General features: G+C 45.6%; 13 protein-coding genes and 1 pseudogene. 2 read left to right on the plus strand and 12 right to left on the minus strand.

The features are described from left to right. Positions 1-183 precede the first annotated feature (183 nt). Positions 184-444, plus strand: a complete 261-nt coding sequence (gene rpsT / locus HXT56_RS03100) for a 30S ribosomal protein S20 (RefSeq protein WP_116711797.1) — start codon at positions 184-186, stop codon at positions 442-444. 98 nt (positions 445-542) lie between these two features. Here rpsT and HXT56_RS03105 read toward each other — a convergent pair whose 3' ends face one another. From HXT56_RS03105 to HXT56_RS03115, 3 genes are all read right to left on the minus strand, one after another. After that, complete coding sequence (locus HXT56_RS03105) at positions 543-1,256, minus strand: trimeric intracellular cation channel family protein (protein WP_421778418.1); 714 nt, start codon at positions 1,254-1,256, stop codon at positions 543-545. Positions 1,257-1,391: 135 nt separating this feature from the next. Beyond that, positions 1,392-2,561 carry a branched-chain amino acid aminotransferase gene (locus HXT56_RS03110; protein ID WP_421778419.1) on the minus strand — a complete coding sequence of 390 codons (1,170 nt, stop codon included), beginning with the start codon at positions 2,559-2,561 and terminating at the stop codon, positions 1,392-1,394. 248 nt (positions 2,562-2,809) lie between these two features. Beyond that, on the minus strand, positions 2,810-3,424 hold the full coding sequence (locus HXT56_RS03115; protein WP_421778420.1) for a 50S ribosomal protein L25/general stress protein Ctc: 615 nt from the start codon (positions 3,422-3,424) through the stop codon (positions 2,810-2,812). Between the two features lie 335 nt (positions 3,425-3,759). Between HXT56_RS03115 and HXT56_RS03120 the strand changes: the two genes are divergently transcribed. Beyond that, positions 3,760-5,811 (plus strand): AMP-dependent synthetase/ligase, encoded by a 2,052-nt coding sequence (locus HXT56_RS03120; RefSeq protein ID WP_421778421.1) that lies wholly within the window; start codon positions 3,760-3,762, stop codon positions 5,809-5,811. A gap of 195 nt (positions 5,812-6,006) precedes the next feature. On the opposite strand, the gene era is transcribed toward HXT56_RS03120, so the two are convergent. The 9 genes and pseudogenes from era to HXT56_RS03165 form a co-directional block, all read right to left on the minus strand. Beyond that, on the minus strand, positions 6,007-7,068 hold the full coding sequence (gene era, locus HXT56_RS03125; RefSeq protein WP_116711802.1) for a GTPase Era: 1,062 nt from the start codon (positions 7,066-7,068) through the stop codon (positions 6,007-6,009). 60 nt (positions 7,069-7,128) lie between these two features. After that, positions 7,129-8,640: a hemolysin family protein gene (locus HXT56_RS03130; RefSeq protein WP_421778422.1), complete on the minus strand. Its 1,512-nt coding sequence runs from the start codon at positions 8,638-8,640 to the stop codon at positions 7,129-7,131. Then, positions 8,637-9,194 (minus strand): rRNA maturation RNase YbeY, encoded by a 558-nt coding sequence (gene ybeY, locus HXT56_RS03135; RefSeq protein WP_421778423.1) that lies wholly within the window; start codon positions 9,192-9,194, stop codon positions 8,637-8,639. The genes HXT56_RS03130 and ybeY overlap by 4 nt, the downstream gene beginning before the upstream one ends. A 40-nt stretch (positions 9,195-9,234) precedes the next feature. Next, positions 9,235-10,431, minus strand: coding sequence for a PhoH family protein (locus HXT56_RS03140; protein ID WP_421778477.1), 1,197 nt, complete (start codon positions 10,429-10,431; stop codon positions 9,235-9,237). After that, a complete protein-coding gene (locus HXT56_RS03145) occupies positions 10,432-10,806 on the minus strand; it encodes a histidine triad nucleotide-binding protein (RefSeq protein ID WP_250309469.1) in 375 nt (124 codons plus the stop codon). It lies immediately after the preceding gene. Positions 10,807-10,918: 112 nt separating this feature from the next. Further along, entirely contained in the window at positions 10,919-11,716 is a 798-nt protein-coding gene (locus HXT56_RS03150) for a 16S rRNA (uracil(1498)-N(3))-methyltransferase (protein WP_421778424.1), read from the minus strand. 162 nt (positions 11,717-11,878) lie between these two features. Continuing rightward, the gene (locus HXT56_RS03155; RefSeq protein WP_421778425.1) at positions 11,879-12,931 is read right to left on the minus strand and encodes a succinate dehydrogenase/fumarate reductase iron-sulfur subunit; all 1,053 of its coding nucleotides are present in this window, start codon (positions 12,929-12,931) and stop codon (positions 11,879-11,881) included. 577 nt (positions 12,932-13,508) lie between these two features. Further along, a complete protein-coding gene (locus HXT56_RS03160; RefSeq protein WP_116711810.1) occupies positions 13,509-14,312 on the minus strand; it encodes a TIGR00730 family Rossman fold protein in 804 nt (267 codons plus the stop codon). 112 nt (positions 14,313-14,424) lie between these two features. After that, positions 14,425-15,663: pseudogene (locus HXT56_RS03165) on the minus strand (Na+/H+ antiporter NhaA); the annotation flags it as partial. Positions 15,664-15,675: the final 12 nt, after the last annotated feature.

Raw genomic sequence — 15,675 nt, forward strand, 5'->3', positions numbered from 1 at the left:
ATTAGAACCTTTAACAACCAGAGCGACTGAAGGACGGGACGTTTGAGGAGAGAAATCCCCCCAAACTCGCGCCACACCAAACGAACTTTCAAACAAATAATAGAAACTAGTAAAGTTATCCGAGAATCATGATATGCTTACTCTTTGTATGTCCTTATATAGCAAACGTCGTTTGGAGTAACAGTGGCAAACATTAAGTCGCAGAAGAAGCGCGTTCTCACCAACGAGAAAGCACATAAGCGTAACGTAGCAGTAAAGTCTGCTTTGAAGACCGCTATTCGTGCTACTCGCGAAGCCATCACCGCTGGTGATAAGGCTGCAGCTGAAGCCGCTTTCGCAGTAGCCGCTAAGAAGCTTGACAAGGCTGCAGGCCGTGGCGTGATTCACAAGAATCAGGCTGCAAACCGCAAGTCCGGTCTCGCTGTAGCGATTAACGCTCTGTGAAGTTTGTGCAGGTAACTGCATAACACAGCATGTAAGGAAAATCCCCAGTACCAATTGGCACTGGGGATTATTTTTTAGCTAATAGCAGTCTTCAGTATTTAGCGACGCTTGCGATTATTTAAATGATGAATGTGTGGGCGACGCATCTTAATCGGCTCTGTGCGATTCATTGCTCCAAATAAAGTCAAGTCAAATTTTACAGATAGCAAGCGCATTGCCACTACTAAAACAACAATAAGCACTTCCAGAATAATCTCAACAGTTACGCCAAAGCAGCCGGCATGCTTTGCTTTAACTACAAAAACCGTAAGAACACAACCAATTGCTGCCGGAAGTGCATACCAGTGCTTATCTCGCACAATAACTGGCACCTGGTTCAAAATCATGTCGCGAATCAAACCGCCTCCCAACGCAGTTGCCATTCCCAAAAATACTGAAGTCGTGCCAGACATATGAAAATCTAAACCTTTTGCAGTGCCGTTCACCGCAAATAATCCCAACGCGAGCGCGTCAATCGTAAGCATAAACCAACGCCACTTATCAATCTCCGGATGTGCAACAGCAACAATTATGCCGGAAAGTAAACCAGCAATCACAAAACCACGATCTGCAATTCCAACTGGCGGTAGCGCTCCAAGTAAAACATCACGCACAATTCCGCCACCCAACGCAGTAATCCAAGAAGTGGTAATAATGGCAAAAACATCGTACTTTTTACGAATAGCCCACAAGCCGCCAACCATTCCGCAGCAGCCAACAGCAACGTATTCAACTATTAGAAAGAAGATGTTATCCCCTAATGCGCCTTCCACAGAATATCCCTTCAAGTATTCACATAACTCAAGCGCGCAAGTTGCAAAATATAACGCGCCGCACCCTCTATACGATATCTACATACATAGAGTACGACGCGCCATAAGCAACGTGTAATTAACTAATGTAATTAACTAGTCGCAAACCTTCCACATCCAGTTGTGCTTGTCTTCAACATCACCAAGCTGAATGCCGAGAAGTTCGTCGCGCAAAGCCTGAGTCAATTCACCAACGCCACCATCAGAAACCTTAAGATCGAAGTCGTCGGACTTAAAGCGACCAATTGGCGTGATAATTGCAGCAGTACCGCAAGCGAAGACTTCCGTAACCTCGCCAGAACGAATGTCGTCGAGCAATCCCTGAAGCGGAATCATAGTTTCAACAACATCATGACCAGCTTCTTTAGCAAGCTGAATCAAAGAACGGCGCGTAACGCCCGGAAGAATGCTACCGGTAAGAGATGGAGTTTCCAAATGACCATCCTTGTGAAGTGCGAACATGTTCATGCCGCCAAGCTCTTCCAAATAAGTCTTAGTCGCAGCATCCACGAAGCACACCTGCTCGCAACCGTGCTCAATACCCTTGTACTCGCCGAGCAAGGAAGCAGCATAATTACCGCCGCACTTAGCGAAACCGGTACCACCAGGGCCGGTGCGGAACCACTGATCTTCAACCCAAATGCTAACAGGCTTCAAACCACCCTTGAAGTATGGGCCAGATGGAGAAGCAATCACACAATATTCAACTTCGCGAGCTTCGCGCACACCAAGGAATGGCTCGGAAGCAAACATGAACGGACGCATGTAAAGAGTGTACTCGCGGCGGCTTGGTACCCACTCTTTGTCGCGCTTAACCAACGCAGCTACAGAACCAATAAAGTCGTCAATAGAGAGATCTGGCAAATACAAACGCTTAGCAGAATTCTGGAAACGTGCAGCGTTAATATCTGGGCGGAACAGCCAAACTGAACCGTCGGCGCGCTTGTATGCCTTCAAACCTTCGAAGCATTCCTGCGCATAATGCAAAACGGATGCGCCTGGATCCATCTTCAGCGGGCCGTAAGGCTCTACACGACGATCCGACCAGCCTTCGCCCTTAGTCCAAGACATGTGAACCATATTGTCGGAGAAAATCTGACCAAAAGCAGGCTTATCAATAAGTTCGTTACGCTTGGCATCCGAAACTGGATTATCATTCGGCAGCACTTCAAAGTTGCCAGCTAATTTATTCAACAGAGCCGGATCACTATGATCGTACGATTCATAAGCGTTCGCAAAATCTGGAGCTACTTCTAAATCAGCCATTATGTCTCTTTTCTTAAGTGTATTATTTACGATTGCCTTTTACCGCAATTAATCGTATAGAATAATACGATTCTCGTATTTAGCAAAACAAAAAACCGAAATTATTTCAAAAAATCTTTAATAAGAAAAAATTTTATCGCTTATATAGTTGAGATTTGTAGCAAAAAAGCCGCATAATCACTACGACTATGCGGCTTTCAGAGCTATTAAAAAATATTTTTAATAAATATTAATTACGCGCGTTTTGCTTACTTTTCTTCAGCAGCGGCAGGAGCTGCAGCAGCAGGGGCAGCAGCATCAGCATCGGCAGGAGCGGCAGCAGCATCCTCAGGAACGGTAACGCTCACAACAGACTCTTCGCCATCCATATCGAGTTCAGCACCCTCAGGAAGCTTCACATCCTTAGCGAACACCTTAGTGCCGTCAGTCAAGCCGTCAACATTAACCACCAAACGCTCTGGCAAGTTGGCAACGTCAGCACGAACCTTAAGTTCCTGAACGTCAACAAAGGCCACAGCAGCGCCCTTTGGAGTACCTTCAACGAACACTGGCACTTCGACGTCAATCTTTTCGCCAGCCTTAACTTCATAGAAATCAATGTGCTCTACGATACGCTTCACAGGGTTGCGCTGCACATCCTTAACAACGGCGATACGAGTTTCGTTACCGAACTTGATAGTGAACAAAGCGTTGGCGTGACGCAAAGCCAACGTGGTCTCACGCATTGGAAGGGTAACGTGTACTGGCTCAGCACCACCAGCGTAAAGGCTTGCTGGAATTAACTGAGCAACGCGCAAACGGCGGGCAACACCCTTACCAAATTCAGTGCGCAATTCGCCTTCGAGAGTAATCTTTGTAGCCATATCGGTCTCCTTATGGTCTGGTTTTATATCCAGCTTCAGGCGCACCGACGCGCCGAACAACCATAAGTGGCCATCAGCCCAGTCGATAACGGAACTTTACCAACTATTACCAGCGGTACGTTCCCTCGCCAAAGCAACTTTTCTAGTTTAACTACAAGCTTCGACTTGTAATGTGCGCGTAATTACACACTCCTAATATTTGTTGCAATATTGGTAAAAAATAAACACAACGGTGACTTGGGGCGCGTGAACGATTATCATAGATAACAGCACGTAACGCATAAATCACCTATGCGTTGCAATAGAGCCGTTTTCGACACGACGAAGGAGCAGATGTGTCCGTATTTAATGTACTCCAGCAGCAAGCCTTCAATATTGCTCGTAAAGCATTACGCATTGGAAGCAATTTCGCACACCCAGTCAGCGATGACCGCACAAACGAAATAGATTTTATAAACGAAGAGCAAGATTCAGCATCGAATACTCTACTTTCGCAAAAGCCGCATCTTCCACGCGTAGATGAGTGGGGCGCTCAAATGCCAACAACCACGTTTATTGACCCGGAAACTGGCTTACTTACTACTAAAACAGAAAGCGGCGCACCTTTAGACGAAGGCACAAGCATTTACGACTTGTATGCAGATCGCGCAGCAAGAATGGGCGACGATCCTCTTTACACTTACAAAGAGAATGATGAGTGGGTAACGAAAACTGCAAACCAGTTCCTTAAAGAAGTGCGCGATACAGCAAAAGGCTTAATGCACTACGGCTTAAACAAGGGAGATTCCATAGCGCTTATGTGCAAAACATCCTACGAATGGGATGTTGCAGACGCTGCGGTTATGGCTTGCGGCGGCGTGCTTGCTACTATTTACGACACTGATTCAGCAGAGCAAATTCGAAATATTGTTAATAATTCCGATTCCAGATTCCTTATTGTTGGCACTACCGACATGCGAGACAAAGCAGAAGGTGCTATTGAAGAATGCCCAAGCTTGGAACGAATTATTTGCATCGAAACCGGCGGCTTGGCTGAACTTCAAGCATTCGGATACTCAGTGAGCGACGACGACTTGGACGCTCGAATCGATTCTGTAAAGAAAACCGATTTGTGCTCTATTGTGTACACTTCCGGATCTACTGCCGCACCAAAAGGCGTGGAAATGACGCACGAACACTATTGCACTACAGCATTAAATCTTCCAATTTATTTGCCAGATTTGCTTAGTGAAAAAGATGGTTCCGTGCTTTTGTTCCTTCCTCAAGCACACTCTTTTGCTCGCGCAATCAACTACATTGTTGTTGCAAGTAATTTGCGAATTTACATTGCTCAAGGCATTTCTACATTGATTTCCGATTTGCAAATTGCAAAACCTACGGTTATGATTGTGGTTCCTCGCGTGCTTGAAAAAGTTTATAATGCTGCTTCACAAAAAGCAGGACATGGCGCTAAAGGCTTAGCATTCCAAGGCGCTGTGGTTACAGCACAGCAGTACATGAAAGAAGTTCAAGATTTTGGCGACGCAAAAGCACTTACAAAAGCTCGTCGCACAGCTTACGATCCTCTTGTCTACCGTCCTCTTCGCCAAGCTTTGGGCGGCCGCGCACGTTGGATTGTTGCGGGCGGAGCTCCGCTTGATCCAGAACTTCTTGCATTCTTCCGCGGCGCAGGCGTACCGGTTTATGAAGGCTACGGTCTTACAGAAACCACTGCCCCATGCGCATTCACTCCTATTGGAGTTCCTTTCCGCGAAGGTTCTGTTGGTATTGCATTCCCAGCTTTTACCTTGCGAATTGCAGACGACGGCGAAGTGCAAATTAAAGGTAATTGCGTATTTAAGAAGTATCATAAGAATGATGAAGCAACAGAAACTTCGTTCACGGAAGATGGATGGTATGCTACTGGCGATTTAGGCCGAATTGACGACGAAGGCATGCTTTATATTACCGGCCGTAAGAAAGATTTGATTATTACAGCTGGCGGAAAGAATGTTGCGCCTGGTCCTATTGAGGAGATTATTAAGCGTTGCGAAATAGTGTCTCAAGCGCTTGTGCTTGGAGATAAGCGTCCGTTTATTTCCGCACTTATTACTTTAGACGAAGAAACCTTACGTAACTGGTTTAAAGTAAAGGGATTAGACGCAAATATGAGCATGGAAGAAGCTGCTAGTAACGCGGTAGTGCGCGCCGAAGTACAAAAGTTTGTTGATATTGCTAATGAGGGCGTGTCTCGCGCTGAATCTGTGCGAAAATTCATTATTTTGCCAGAAGAGTTTACTCAAGAAAATGGCTTAATGACAGCGTCTATGAAAATTATTCGACCGCGAGTTATTAAGCGTTACGCGACGCTTCTTAATACGCAAATGTACACAACTCGTAAAAAATAGTTGAACTAAACTTTAGTTGAACTAACTTTAGTTGAGCTAAATTTTAGTTATTTCTAATAATGATATTGCTTAAAAGCATTATTAGAACACAAAAGTGGCGTAATAGTAGTTTTTACTGTTGCGCCACTTTTTTGTATTCAATATGGATATAAAAATAAAGTTAGAATCAATCTAAAATAAAGCTAAAACAAAACTTTAGAAACCAAGCCGTTCCAGCTTCTTAGGGTCACTCTGCCAACCTTTAGCGACTTTCACATGCAGCTCCAGCACAGCTTTAGAACCCGTAATACGGTTTATCGCAGTGCGTAGGCGTTTCTTCACGCGCACCAAATGTTCAGCTTTGTGGCCTATAATAATTGGTTTTTGAGAATCGCGCTCCACATATACTGATACCAGTACATGCGCTTTATTGTCGTCGTACTGCGTTTCCTCATTTTCACCCGGGTACACGATATCGTCAACAACTACTGCCAAGGAATGTGGCAGCTCGTCATCCAACTCTTCCAAAAATGCGCCGCGAATTAGCTCCGCAATCATATCTGAAGGGCTTTCCTCACTCAGCTGATCTTCGGGATACATTTGCGGACCTTCGGGAAGATTATCAATCAAAACCTTTTTAACTTCGTCTACATTATCTCGCTCGAGTGCGCTCACCGGCACGATATCCGTAAAATCAGCAAACTGCTGAATTTCAAGCAAATGATGAACCAACTCGTCACGACCAAGCGTATCAATTTTCGTCACAATACCAATAAGTGGAACTTTCCAAGACCAGTTGCCCTGATCATCTTTTTTCGCAAAATCGGAACGTAATCTACTTAGAATACGTCGATCTCCAGGACCAATTTCCTGATCTGCAGGAAGCAAAAACGCAACTACGTCAACGTCCGAAAGTGACTCGTCAACAATATCGTTCAAACGCTGGCCAAGCAGAGTTCGCGGTCGGTGAATTCCAGGCGTATCAACCAACACCATTTGCGCATTTTCTGTAGTAACGATTCCGCGAATTGCCTTGCGAGTAGTTTCTGGACGCGAAGACGCAATAGCAATCTGAGTACCAATAAGTGCATTCATCAACGTTGACTTACCAACGTTTGGCCTACCTACTACAGCCACAAAACCGGAACGATACCCGTGAAAATCTGGAGTTTCAAACGTTACGCGCGTTGAGGAATCGAGATTGGCAAATGTCTCGTCTTCAAAGTCATCCAAATCGTTCGTATTGTCAGTATTGTTCGCATTTTCTATATTATTCACGTTTTACCGTCCAGTTATTTATTTTAGATTACTTATTTTAGATTATTTATTTAAAATTACTTACTTAAGTAAATTCGTTTGTTTCATAGTACTTGCTTGCTTAAGCGCGTTAGTTTGTTTACTTTCAAGCACTTTTTCCGAAAGTTTCTCCGAACTACTACTTTCAGTTTGCTCATCTTGAGGCTCTTCCAAACCCTTAACATCGCGTTCAACCAAAATAGTAGAAACTTTCTTACGCCTGCCAGCCGAGTCCACAGCTGTTAGTTTCAGCCCACGCGTAACCGCACTAGAACCAACAATCGGCACGTTACCAAGCAACTTAGTGAGCAAACCAAATACCGTGTCCACATCGTCTTCGTCTATGTGAACTTCAAAAATATCTTCCAATTCTGCAATAGGAGTGCGAGCAGGCATACGCCACACACCCTCGCTTACTTCTTCCGGATCCGCATGCTGTGTGCGATCGTGCTCATCTTCCAACTCACCCACAATCTGCTCAATAGCATCCTCAATCGTCACCAAACCTGCAATACCACCGTATTCGTCAACAACTACAGCAACATGCTGACGGATTCGCTGCATTTCATGGAATAAATCATCAACTGGCTTCGATTCCGGCACAAACATAGGATCGCGACTAATAGTGGAAACCGCTCGAACTGAAGCCGCAGGATTAAACACAGTAGCGCGCACGGCATCCTTCAAATACGCAACACCAACTAAATCGTCAACAGAATCGCCAATAACCGGCACGCGAGAAAATCCGGAACGAGAGCATAATTTCAGGAAATTTTCCAGCGTTTCGTCACTTTTTACGCAAATCATATCAGTTCTAGGAACCATAATTTCGCGGGTTAAAGTGTCTGAAAGCGTGAGCACATTGCGCATCATTTCCGAAACTTCCGGATCAAAGTCGTTCGCTTCCACAAGCCTGTCAATACTCGCCTTCGCTTGGTCGAGCTGAATATCTTCCAAAGCTTCATCGTCAGAAAGATCGACATGCTTCTTTCTCGAAGTCACATCAACATCCGAAGCAAGATGCGCGAAAGGAGTAAGTATTACGGCAAACGAAACAATACGAGATAATCGCATCAACTTAGCAACTGGCTGTGCTGCACCTGCCGACCGCGGACGAACAAGAACAGAAATCACCGCAACAACAATTGATACAACAACGCCAATAACAAGTGTAAGCCACAAAGGTGAATCAAAGCAGTGTGCCAACACCGCAACCAACACACCGTCAAGAACATTACACAATACGCGCACAAAAGCGCATGCTCCAGACGTTGCGTATCTGTCTGCAATCAACTTTTTCACTCTGTGGATTCGAGAAATGCGACGCATACGAACTATTGCGCTTCCCTCGTCGTCGCGCGTCTGAGCCTCAATCATAAGATTATTGAGACTTGCACGAGTCACTCGAGGAATTGCACCTTCTGCAGCAGCCATGGCAAGAGACAACCATACCAACAATATTGCCAATATCACGAGCGCTGCTAAGCCAAACCACACGTGTACAGGCCAATCTGGAAACGACATACTTGCTAACATTTTTATAATATCGTTCATGACTTATTGCTCTTATTATTCTTATTATTTGAATCATGCTCAGCGTCGTAACGTTCCAGTTCGTTTATAGCACCTTCAGGAAGCGTTGCATCGAATAATTCGCCCGAACGCGCGGCAAAGAAAGTGAGCAGCAACTGTCGTTGCAAACCAAACATTTGACGTTCCTCATCAGCAGTGGTGTGATCGTATCCTAGCAAATGTAGTATGCCGTGAATAGTTAACAGCAACATTTCTTCCATAGTGCTGTGCCCCGCTGCGAGCGCCTGCTGCTGAGCAACCCACGGGCAAATTACTAAATCACCGAGCATACCTTCAGAAACTTTGTCGTCACTTCCTGGCGTCAGCTCATCCATAGGGAAGCTCATAACATCGGTTGGGCCTTCTAAGTTCATCCAACGTTCGTGGAGGCAAGCAATTGGCTCTGGATCGACGAAAGTAATGGATAAATCTGAGTGTGTGCTCACTTTCATTTGTTGCAACACCCACATGCCAAGATCGGAGAAAATTTTGGCATCGATATTCCATACCGTTTCGTTCATGACTTCAATGCTCATGATTATTCATTATTCCTCTCGCAGAATGTTCTGATACATTCTAAGCTTGCGTTTGCTGCGTTTGTTGCGTTTGTCGTTTGTGCTCTTTAGCGTTTCGCGCAAGCATCGCATCATATTGTTCATAAGCTTCCACAATGCGACCAACTAACGCATGCCGAACCACATCTTGTGCCTGTAAATGAACAAACGCAATATCTCGCACATCGCCCAAAATCCGCTCAATTGAGACTAAACCGGAACGCGGTACCGCCAAATCAACTTGTGTACTATCTCCCGTAATCACCATGGTGGTATTAAAACCAAGGCGTGTGAGGAACATTTTTAACTGCTGAACGGTAGCGTTTTGAGCCTCATCTAATATGACGAAAGCGTCGTTTAATGTGCGGCCACGCATATAGGCAAGCGGAGCAACTTCTACAACGTTTTCATCTAAATAACGTTTAAGTTGCGTAGCTCCGAGCATGTCGGACAACGCATCGTATAACGGACGCAAATAAGGGTCGACTTTATCGTTCAAAGTGCCAGGCAGGAATCCAAGATTTTCTCCAGCTTCTACGGCAGGACGCGTAAGTACAATCCTACGCACTCGACCATCTTCCAAAGCTCGCACTGCCTTAGCAACAGCCAAATACGTTTTTCCCGTACCAGCAGGACCAATACCGAAAGTTACAATATGTGAATCCATAGCCTGCACGTAGGCCGTTTGACCAGCTGTTTTTGCTCGTACAGGATTGCCACCTGCAAAAGTAATAACTCCTTTGCTTGCGCGCGCTCTTCTGCTCATTGCGCGACGGTGCGCTTCCTCACTAGAAGGTAGTAAATCACTTTCGTTTCGCGAAAATTCACTCTCTGAACTTGAGCCAGTACTGCTCATACTATACGTGCCACTCAGACTGTTAGCCAATACTCCGCCACCATGTCCTATGCGGTCTACTCGCACATTATGCTCATTGTTGTGCAATATATCGCGTTCAAGCATACGCCTGACTTCATGCGCATCCATAGGCTGCTCATATGCAGCATCAATCATGCGACGAAGCGCATACTCGGCCTTTGCAGCGTCTTCGTCAGCTCTTGCAGAACGAGCAACTATTTGCACACAGTTACCTCGAACGGTAATATCCGCCTCGGGAAAAGCGTGCTCGACTTCCCTTAGCCCCAAATCAGCCGCCCCCAATACCGCGACTGAGCTTAATTCGCTGGGGATTTGCACACAACGAGTAGTACTTGCCACGATTTACAAGCTGCCTTCTACCAATTTTTCACCGGTTAACACGTGAGCGTGCACGTGAAACACCGTTTGACCAGCATCAAGGCCGGTGTTGAACACCAGTCGGTAATCACCATTAAAACTATCGTCCGCAATATGCTGAGCGATTTGTGCGATATGAGCCAAAGTTTCAGGCGCCTCTTTTGCGAGCTCAGCAACGTTCTTGTAATGGTTGCGAGGGACGATAAGCACATGAACCTTTGCTTGCGGATTGATATCCTTAAACGCTACAACAGTTTCGTCTTCGTAAACGCGGCTGCTTGGAATTTCTCCCGCAATAATCTTGCAAAAAATGCAGTCTGGTTCAGTATGATATGCGGTATTGCATGAATTATTGCTCATGGTCTCCCCTTGCTATTATTCAAATCACAAATACGTGCTTAATACTTGCGTAATTCTGCACACTACACACTATTTTACACAAACTTAAGGCATTTTATTTATGATTTTTGCACTATTCGTAGCGCCCTAACGTGCGAGAAAGTAGCGAAAGTGCCACTGGTCCTGCGGTTGACGCACGTAAAATATTATTTCCTAGCACGCAACTATGCGCCCCTGCTTCAACAAACATGGATACTTCATTATCGCTGATACCACCTTCAGGACCAACGAGCACGTATATAGTTCGTTCTTTCCCATCGTTTAAGCAACGCTCAGTAAGCGTATTTACAGCACTCTCAATTTGACTCCAGCAGTCAGTTGCATCTTGATGCAACACAATTACAAGATTGCCGTGCACGCAAGCTCTGCGGCATATTGCCACAATTTGTTTACTCGAAACGCAGTCTTGAAGTTCCGGCATCCATGCGCGACGAGACTGTTCAGTTGCAGCTTGCAGAACTTGTTTCCAGCGTTTATCGCTACGCCCTGGCTTCCACTTTGCAATCGAGCGATCCGCACACCACGGGATTATTTCATCAACCCCAATTTGTGTTGCCATGTCAATAGCCTGCTCATCATGCCCTGTTTTTGCTAACGCTTGAACCAAAGCAAGCCTTGTAGTTTGTTTTGCTTCCCTACTAAACGCATCCACATGCACCAGGCCATTGTCAGCATCGGTAACCGTGGCGTGGATACGAAGTCCCTTGCCGTCAGCAAGCTGCAAAACATCACCATTTGTCAGACGCATAGCGGATAGGGCGTGACGTTTCACATTGGAAGGAAGAGTAAGAGTCCACCCTTCTTCAATACCGTCAGCTAAAACTGGAGCATCATCATGGTCAGTGTCTAACAAAAATAAAGCGTCGGTCATAGTTCAAGCCTAACGTGAGGATGCGCCAAGTTTTATATGAGCGCGCAACAACAAAGCGACAACAAAGCGACAACAATCGCGCGCGTTTGGAGCGATACGCCACACCAAACCCTCCAAACGCGAGAGAAATTACCGGCAAATGTGGTCAAAACAATAATCAAGCTACAAGTTTTTGCGCTCGTTCACGAGTGTTGTAAGTTGCCAAATTTCTTCTCCGACGTCAATTCCGCGCGGGCACTGCCTTGAGCACGCACGAACCGACTGACACGCGCTAATACCATCGCTACTATCTACTAAATCAAGACGATGCTCAGTTTCACTATCCCTGGAATCGTAAATAAAACGAGCAGCGTTAATCAAAGCAGCAGGTCCAATAAAAGCCTCGCCGCCGGCGTAGATTGGGCATATTCCTTCGCACGCACCGCACATAATGCAGTTACTTAAAAGCTCAAACTTTTGTAACTCTTCAGGATGCTGCAAAAACTCAATAAGCTTAAGTTTTCCTTCGGCATTTCGCACAGAAACGTCTGCTGCTTGTAAGTAAGGCTCTAAACGTTTTATTTGCGAAACCATAGGCGAAAGGTCGCAAATAAGATCGCGCTGAACTGCAAATCCCGCAAGAGGAGCAAGCTCAATAATACCGAAACTTCCATTTTTTTGAGCTACAGTCTGCGTAGATTCTTTTTGTAGAATTGACGATTTTGCTGAGCTTTCGCCACTACTTGCAGTTCCGGTTTTTCTAAATCCGCGAGATTGCACGTTATTTATGATTTCTGGACGAGCGTTCGCGCCTATTGTTGCGCTGCAAAGTAGAGTTGGCATGCCGTTTACGTTTGCAGCATCCGATCCGCAAACTCCGTGGCCACAAGAGTAGCGAAAAGCCAAAGTCGGGTCGATTGTGCGCTTAATAGTTAGCAAGCAGCTAAGAATAGTATCCGTGGAACGAACGCGTAAACTGTAATCTTGAACCCAATGCTTGCCTTGAATACGTTTCACAGAAGGAACGGAAGATTCAGCAGCGCTATCTTCTTTTTGTGCAGAATCTACTTTTGCAAAAGGGTTGCTACGCTTTTTTCGAGCAAATGGACTTTCGTGACGCTTTCGCACGAGTTTAGTAGCGTCTTCATCTTCAGGATTTTGCGTTTCTTCACACGGCACAAAGCGCGAAATACGCAAAGTAACAAGCGCAGTGTTATCACCAAGCTCATTACTCATTGCAACCTCCAGTACGTACTGTTCTAGTTTGCCACAATACTTGCACAGGACTGAACCGATTGCGTCGTTATTCATTCATGTGGATATTCGTGTGGTAGAGATTTGAGATTTTTCGCACTGAACGAAGGCGGACGTCAGAGCCGAAGGCTGCTGACAAGCCGAGCGAAGAAGAAAAATCGAAAAATCTCTGCGATAAAACACGGTTATTAAAGATTAAACACGCAGAGTTTGGGGGATTTCTCTACGAGAACTAAAAGAGGACTGAGGAAGCAACATTCTTTAAAGAACAAAGCAGACATAAAAAGCCTCTAACGGTCAGAGCGACGAAGGACGGGACGTTCGAGGAGAGAAGGAACGCTCGCGCGGGTAACGCGCTCGCTACTGAGCTTGCGTTGAAAGCACACCGTGCTTTCAACTTGAGCAAGCTCACGCTCCGAGTTGCCTTCGCGCGCGCAATGCTGCGCGAAAGCAGGTCATCGCGCAAAACTCGCGCCACATTAAACGAATTGCAATATAAACTTATACACAACTGTAAAGAAAATGTCACTTTCGCTTAAAATGCGGCTCGGCTAACAACTTAATTAGTACCAGACGCAATGCGCACTGCTTCCAGAGGGTCGTCCGTAATAGCGAAAAGATGCGGGTCAAAGGAGGAAATCAATCCACGATCCGTTACCGTGGATTGAAGCCAATCAATAAGCCCTTTCCAATATTGAGTTCCAAACAATACTACCGGCACTTTCGCAACTTTATGCGTTTGCACCAAAGTAAGAGCCTCAAACATTTCGTCCATAGTGCCAAAACCGCCAGGGCACACAATAATTCCTGAAGAATATTTCATAAACATTGTTTTACGAACGAAAAAGTAACGGAATTGCATTCCTAAATTAATCCACTGGTTCAAACCTTGTTCGTGTGGAAGTTCAATGCCGAGACCAACTGAGGTGCCACCAGCCTCAGCAGCGCCACGATTCGCAGCCTCCATGATTCCTGGACCACCGCCGGTAATCACAGCAAAACCGAGTTTTACAAGTTCCGCTCCCATAGTGCGTGCGGCAGCATATTCTGGCTCATTTTCTCGTATGCGTGCAGAACCAAAAATAGTTACCGCCTTACCAAGCTGTGATAACGCATCAAAACCGTCAACAAATTCAGCCTGAATCCGCAGCGCACGCCATGGGTCGGCACTGCGCCAATCCCAATTTTTATCTACTTCCACGCCAACACCCGAAGCAATCTGCTGACTATTATTGTTACGAAGTAATGTTTCTGTAGTACTTTCCTTAGGAATCATGGATCCTCTCATAACTACCGATCCGCAATGATAGGTTTTATGCCACGGAGGAACTTCGGCAGAGTAGTCCTGGCACTTGTCGTCCATACTTTACTCCTTATAACTATCGTTATACGTAACGTTATGCTTAACAATCTCGTTGTATAACATTACACAACTTACCAAAATAAACGCTTAATTAATCGTCTACGTCGTCCAATTCTTCTTCCATATGCTTAGATTGGCGAGCAAGCAGGAAACCTGCGACGCCAGCTGCCACAATCGAGGCAACGAGCACACCAAAACGAGCCTCAGCAGACAAATCCGCATCAGAGTACGAAAGAGAAGCAATAAGAAGCGAAACCGTAAAACCAATACCACAAGCACATGCAGTAGGTAGCAAATCACGAACTCGCAAACCGGACGGCACGCGCAAACCGATGCACTTTCGAGCAAACCAAGCAGTTAACATAATGCCAAGCGGCTTACCTACTACCAAAGCAATAGTAATGGCAATCAAAATTGGCGAAAGGAACAGCTCCCACGTAAGTGTCTCGAAATGAACACCAGTAGCAAACAACGCAAAAATTGGCAAAGCAACTAATGCAGATACTGGCTGAATTTTTTCACGGTAACGCTCAGCTCGAAGTGACTTTTCACCATGCACTAAATGAGCAGGAGTAAGCAACCCTACCATTACACCGGCCAACGTCGGATGCACGCCAGCCTCATACATCATTACCCAAGCCATAATGCCAACTATCGCTACCAGAGGCCATGGCACACGCTTTAACCGCACTAAAGTAGTCCAAATTAAACCACATACCACTACCCCAGCAAACCAATACCAGGCATTGAGAGAGGAGAAGAATACTGCGATAAGCGCTATGCCAAGGAGGTCGTCAACGGTGGCAAGAGTCATTAAAAATGCTCGCAACGCAGAAGGCAACGTTTTAGCAAATAGCGCAAGAACAGCTAGAGAAAAAGCAATATCCGTTGCTGTTGGAATAGCCCAACCGCCACGAACCATATCTAACGTAGGCAATGCGCCTGAAGTAAGACGCATAATCTCCTGGCCAGCATGAAGTTCAGAAAATATGGTTACTGTTGCCACAAAAAGTAACGGTGGAACGATCATGCCTCCAACTGCGCAAATCATAGGCATGGCTGCAGCACGAGGATCGGAAAGAGAACCGGCAATAAGCTCATGCTTTAAATCCAATCCAACCGAAAGGAAGAATATGGTAAGCACACCATCTTGAACCCAATGACCAAGCGACATGTGTATATTTGTAAACGGAATACCAATCTGAGTATGCGAGATAGCTTCAAAAACGGGCGCAGTTACGGGAATATTGGCAAGCAATAAGCCAGTAAGAGCAAAACCAAGCATAATCAAACCAGAAATACGCTCGTTATTGGCAATATTGCGAGCTATTCTCCAACTGCGTCTTATCATAATTGTAAAAAA

Origin of the sequence: Gardnerella nova (genome assembly GCF_049244055.1) — a bacterium.
Taxonomy (GTDB): Bacteria; Actinomycetota; Actinomycetes; order Actinomycetales; family Bifidobacteriaceae; genus Bifidobacterium; species Bifidobacterium vaginale_H.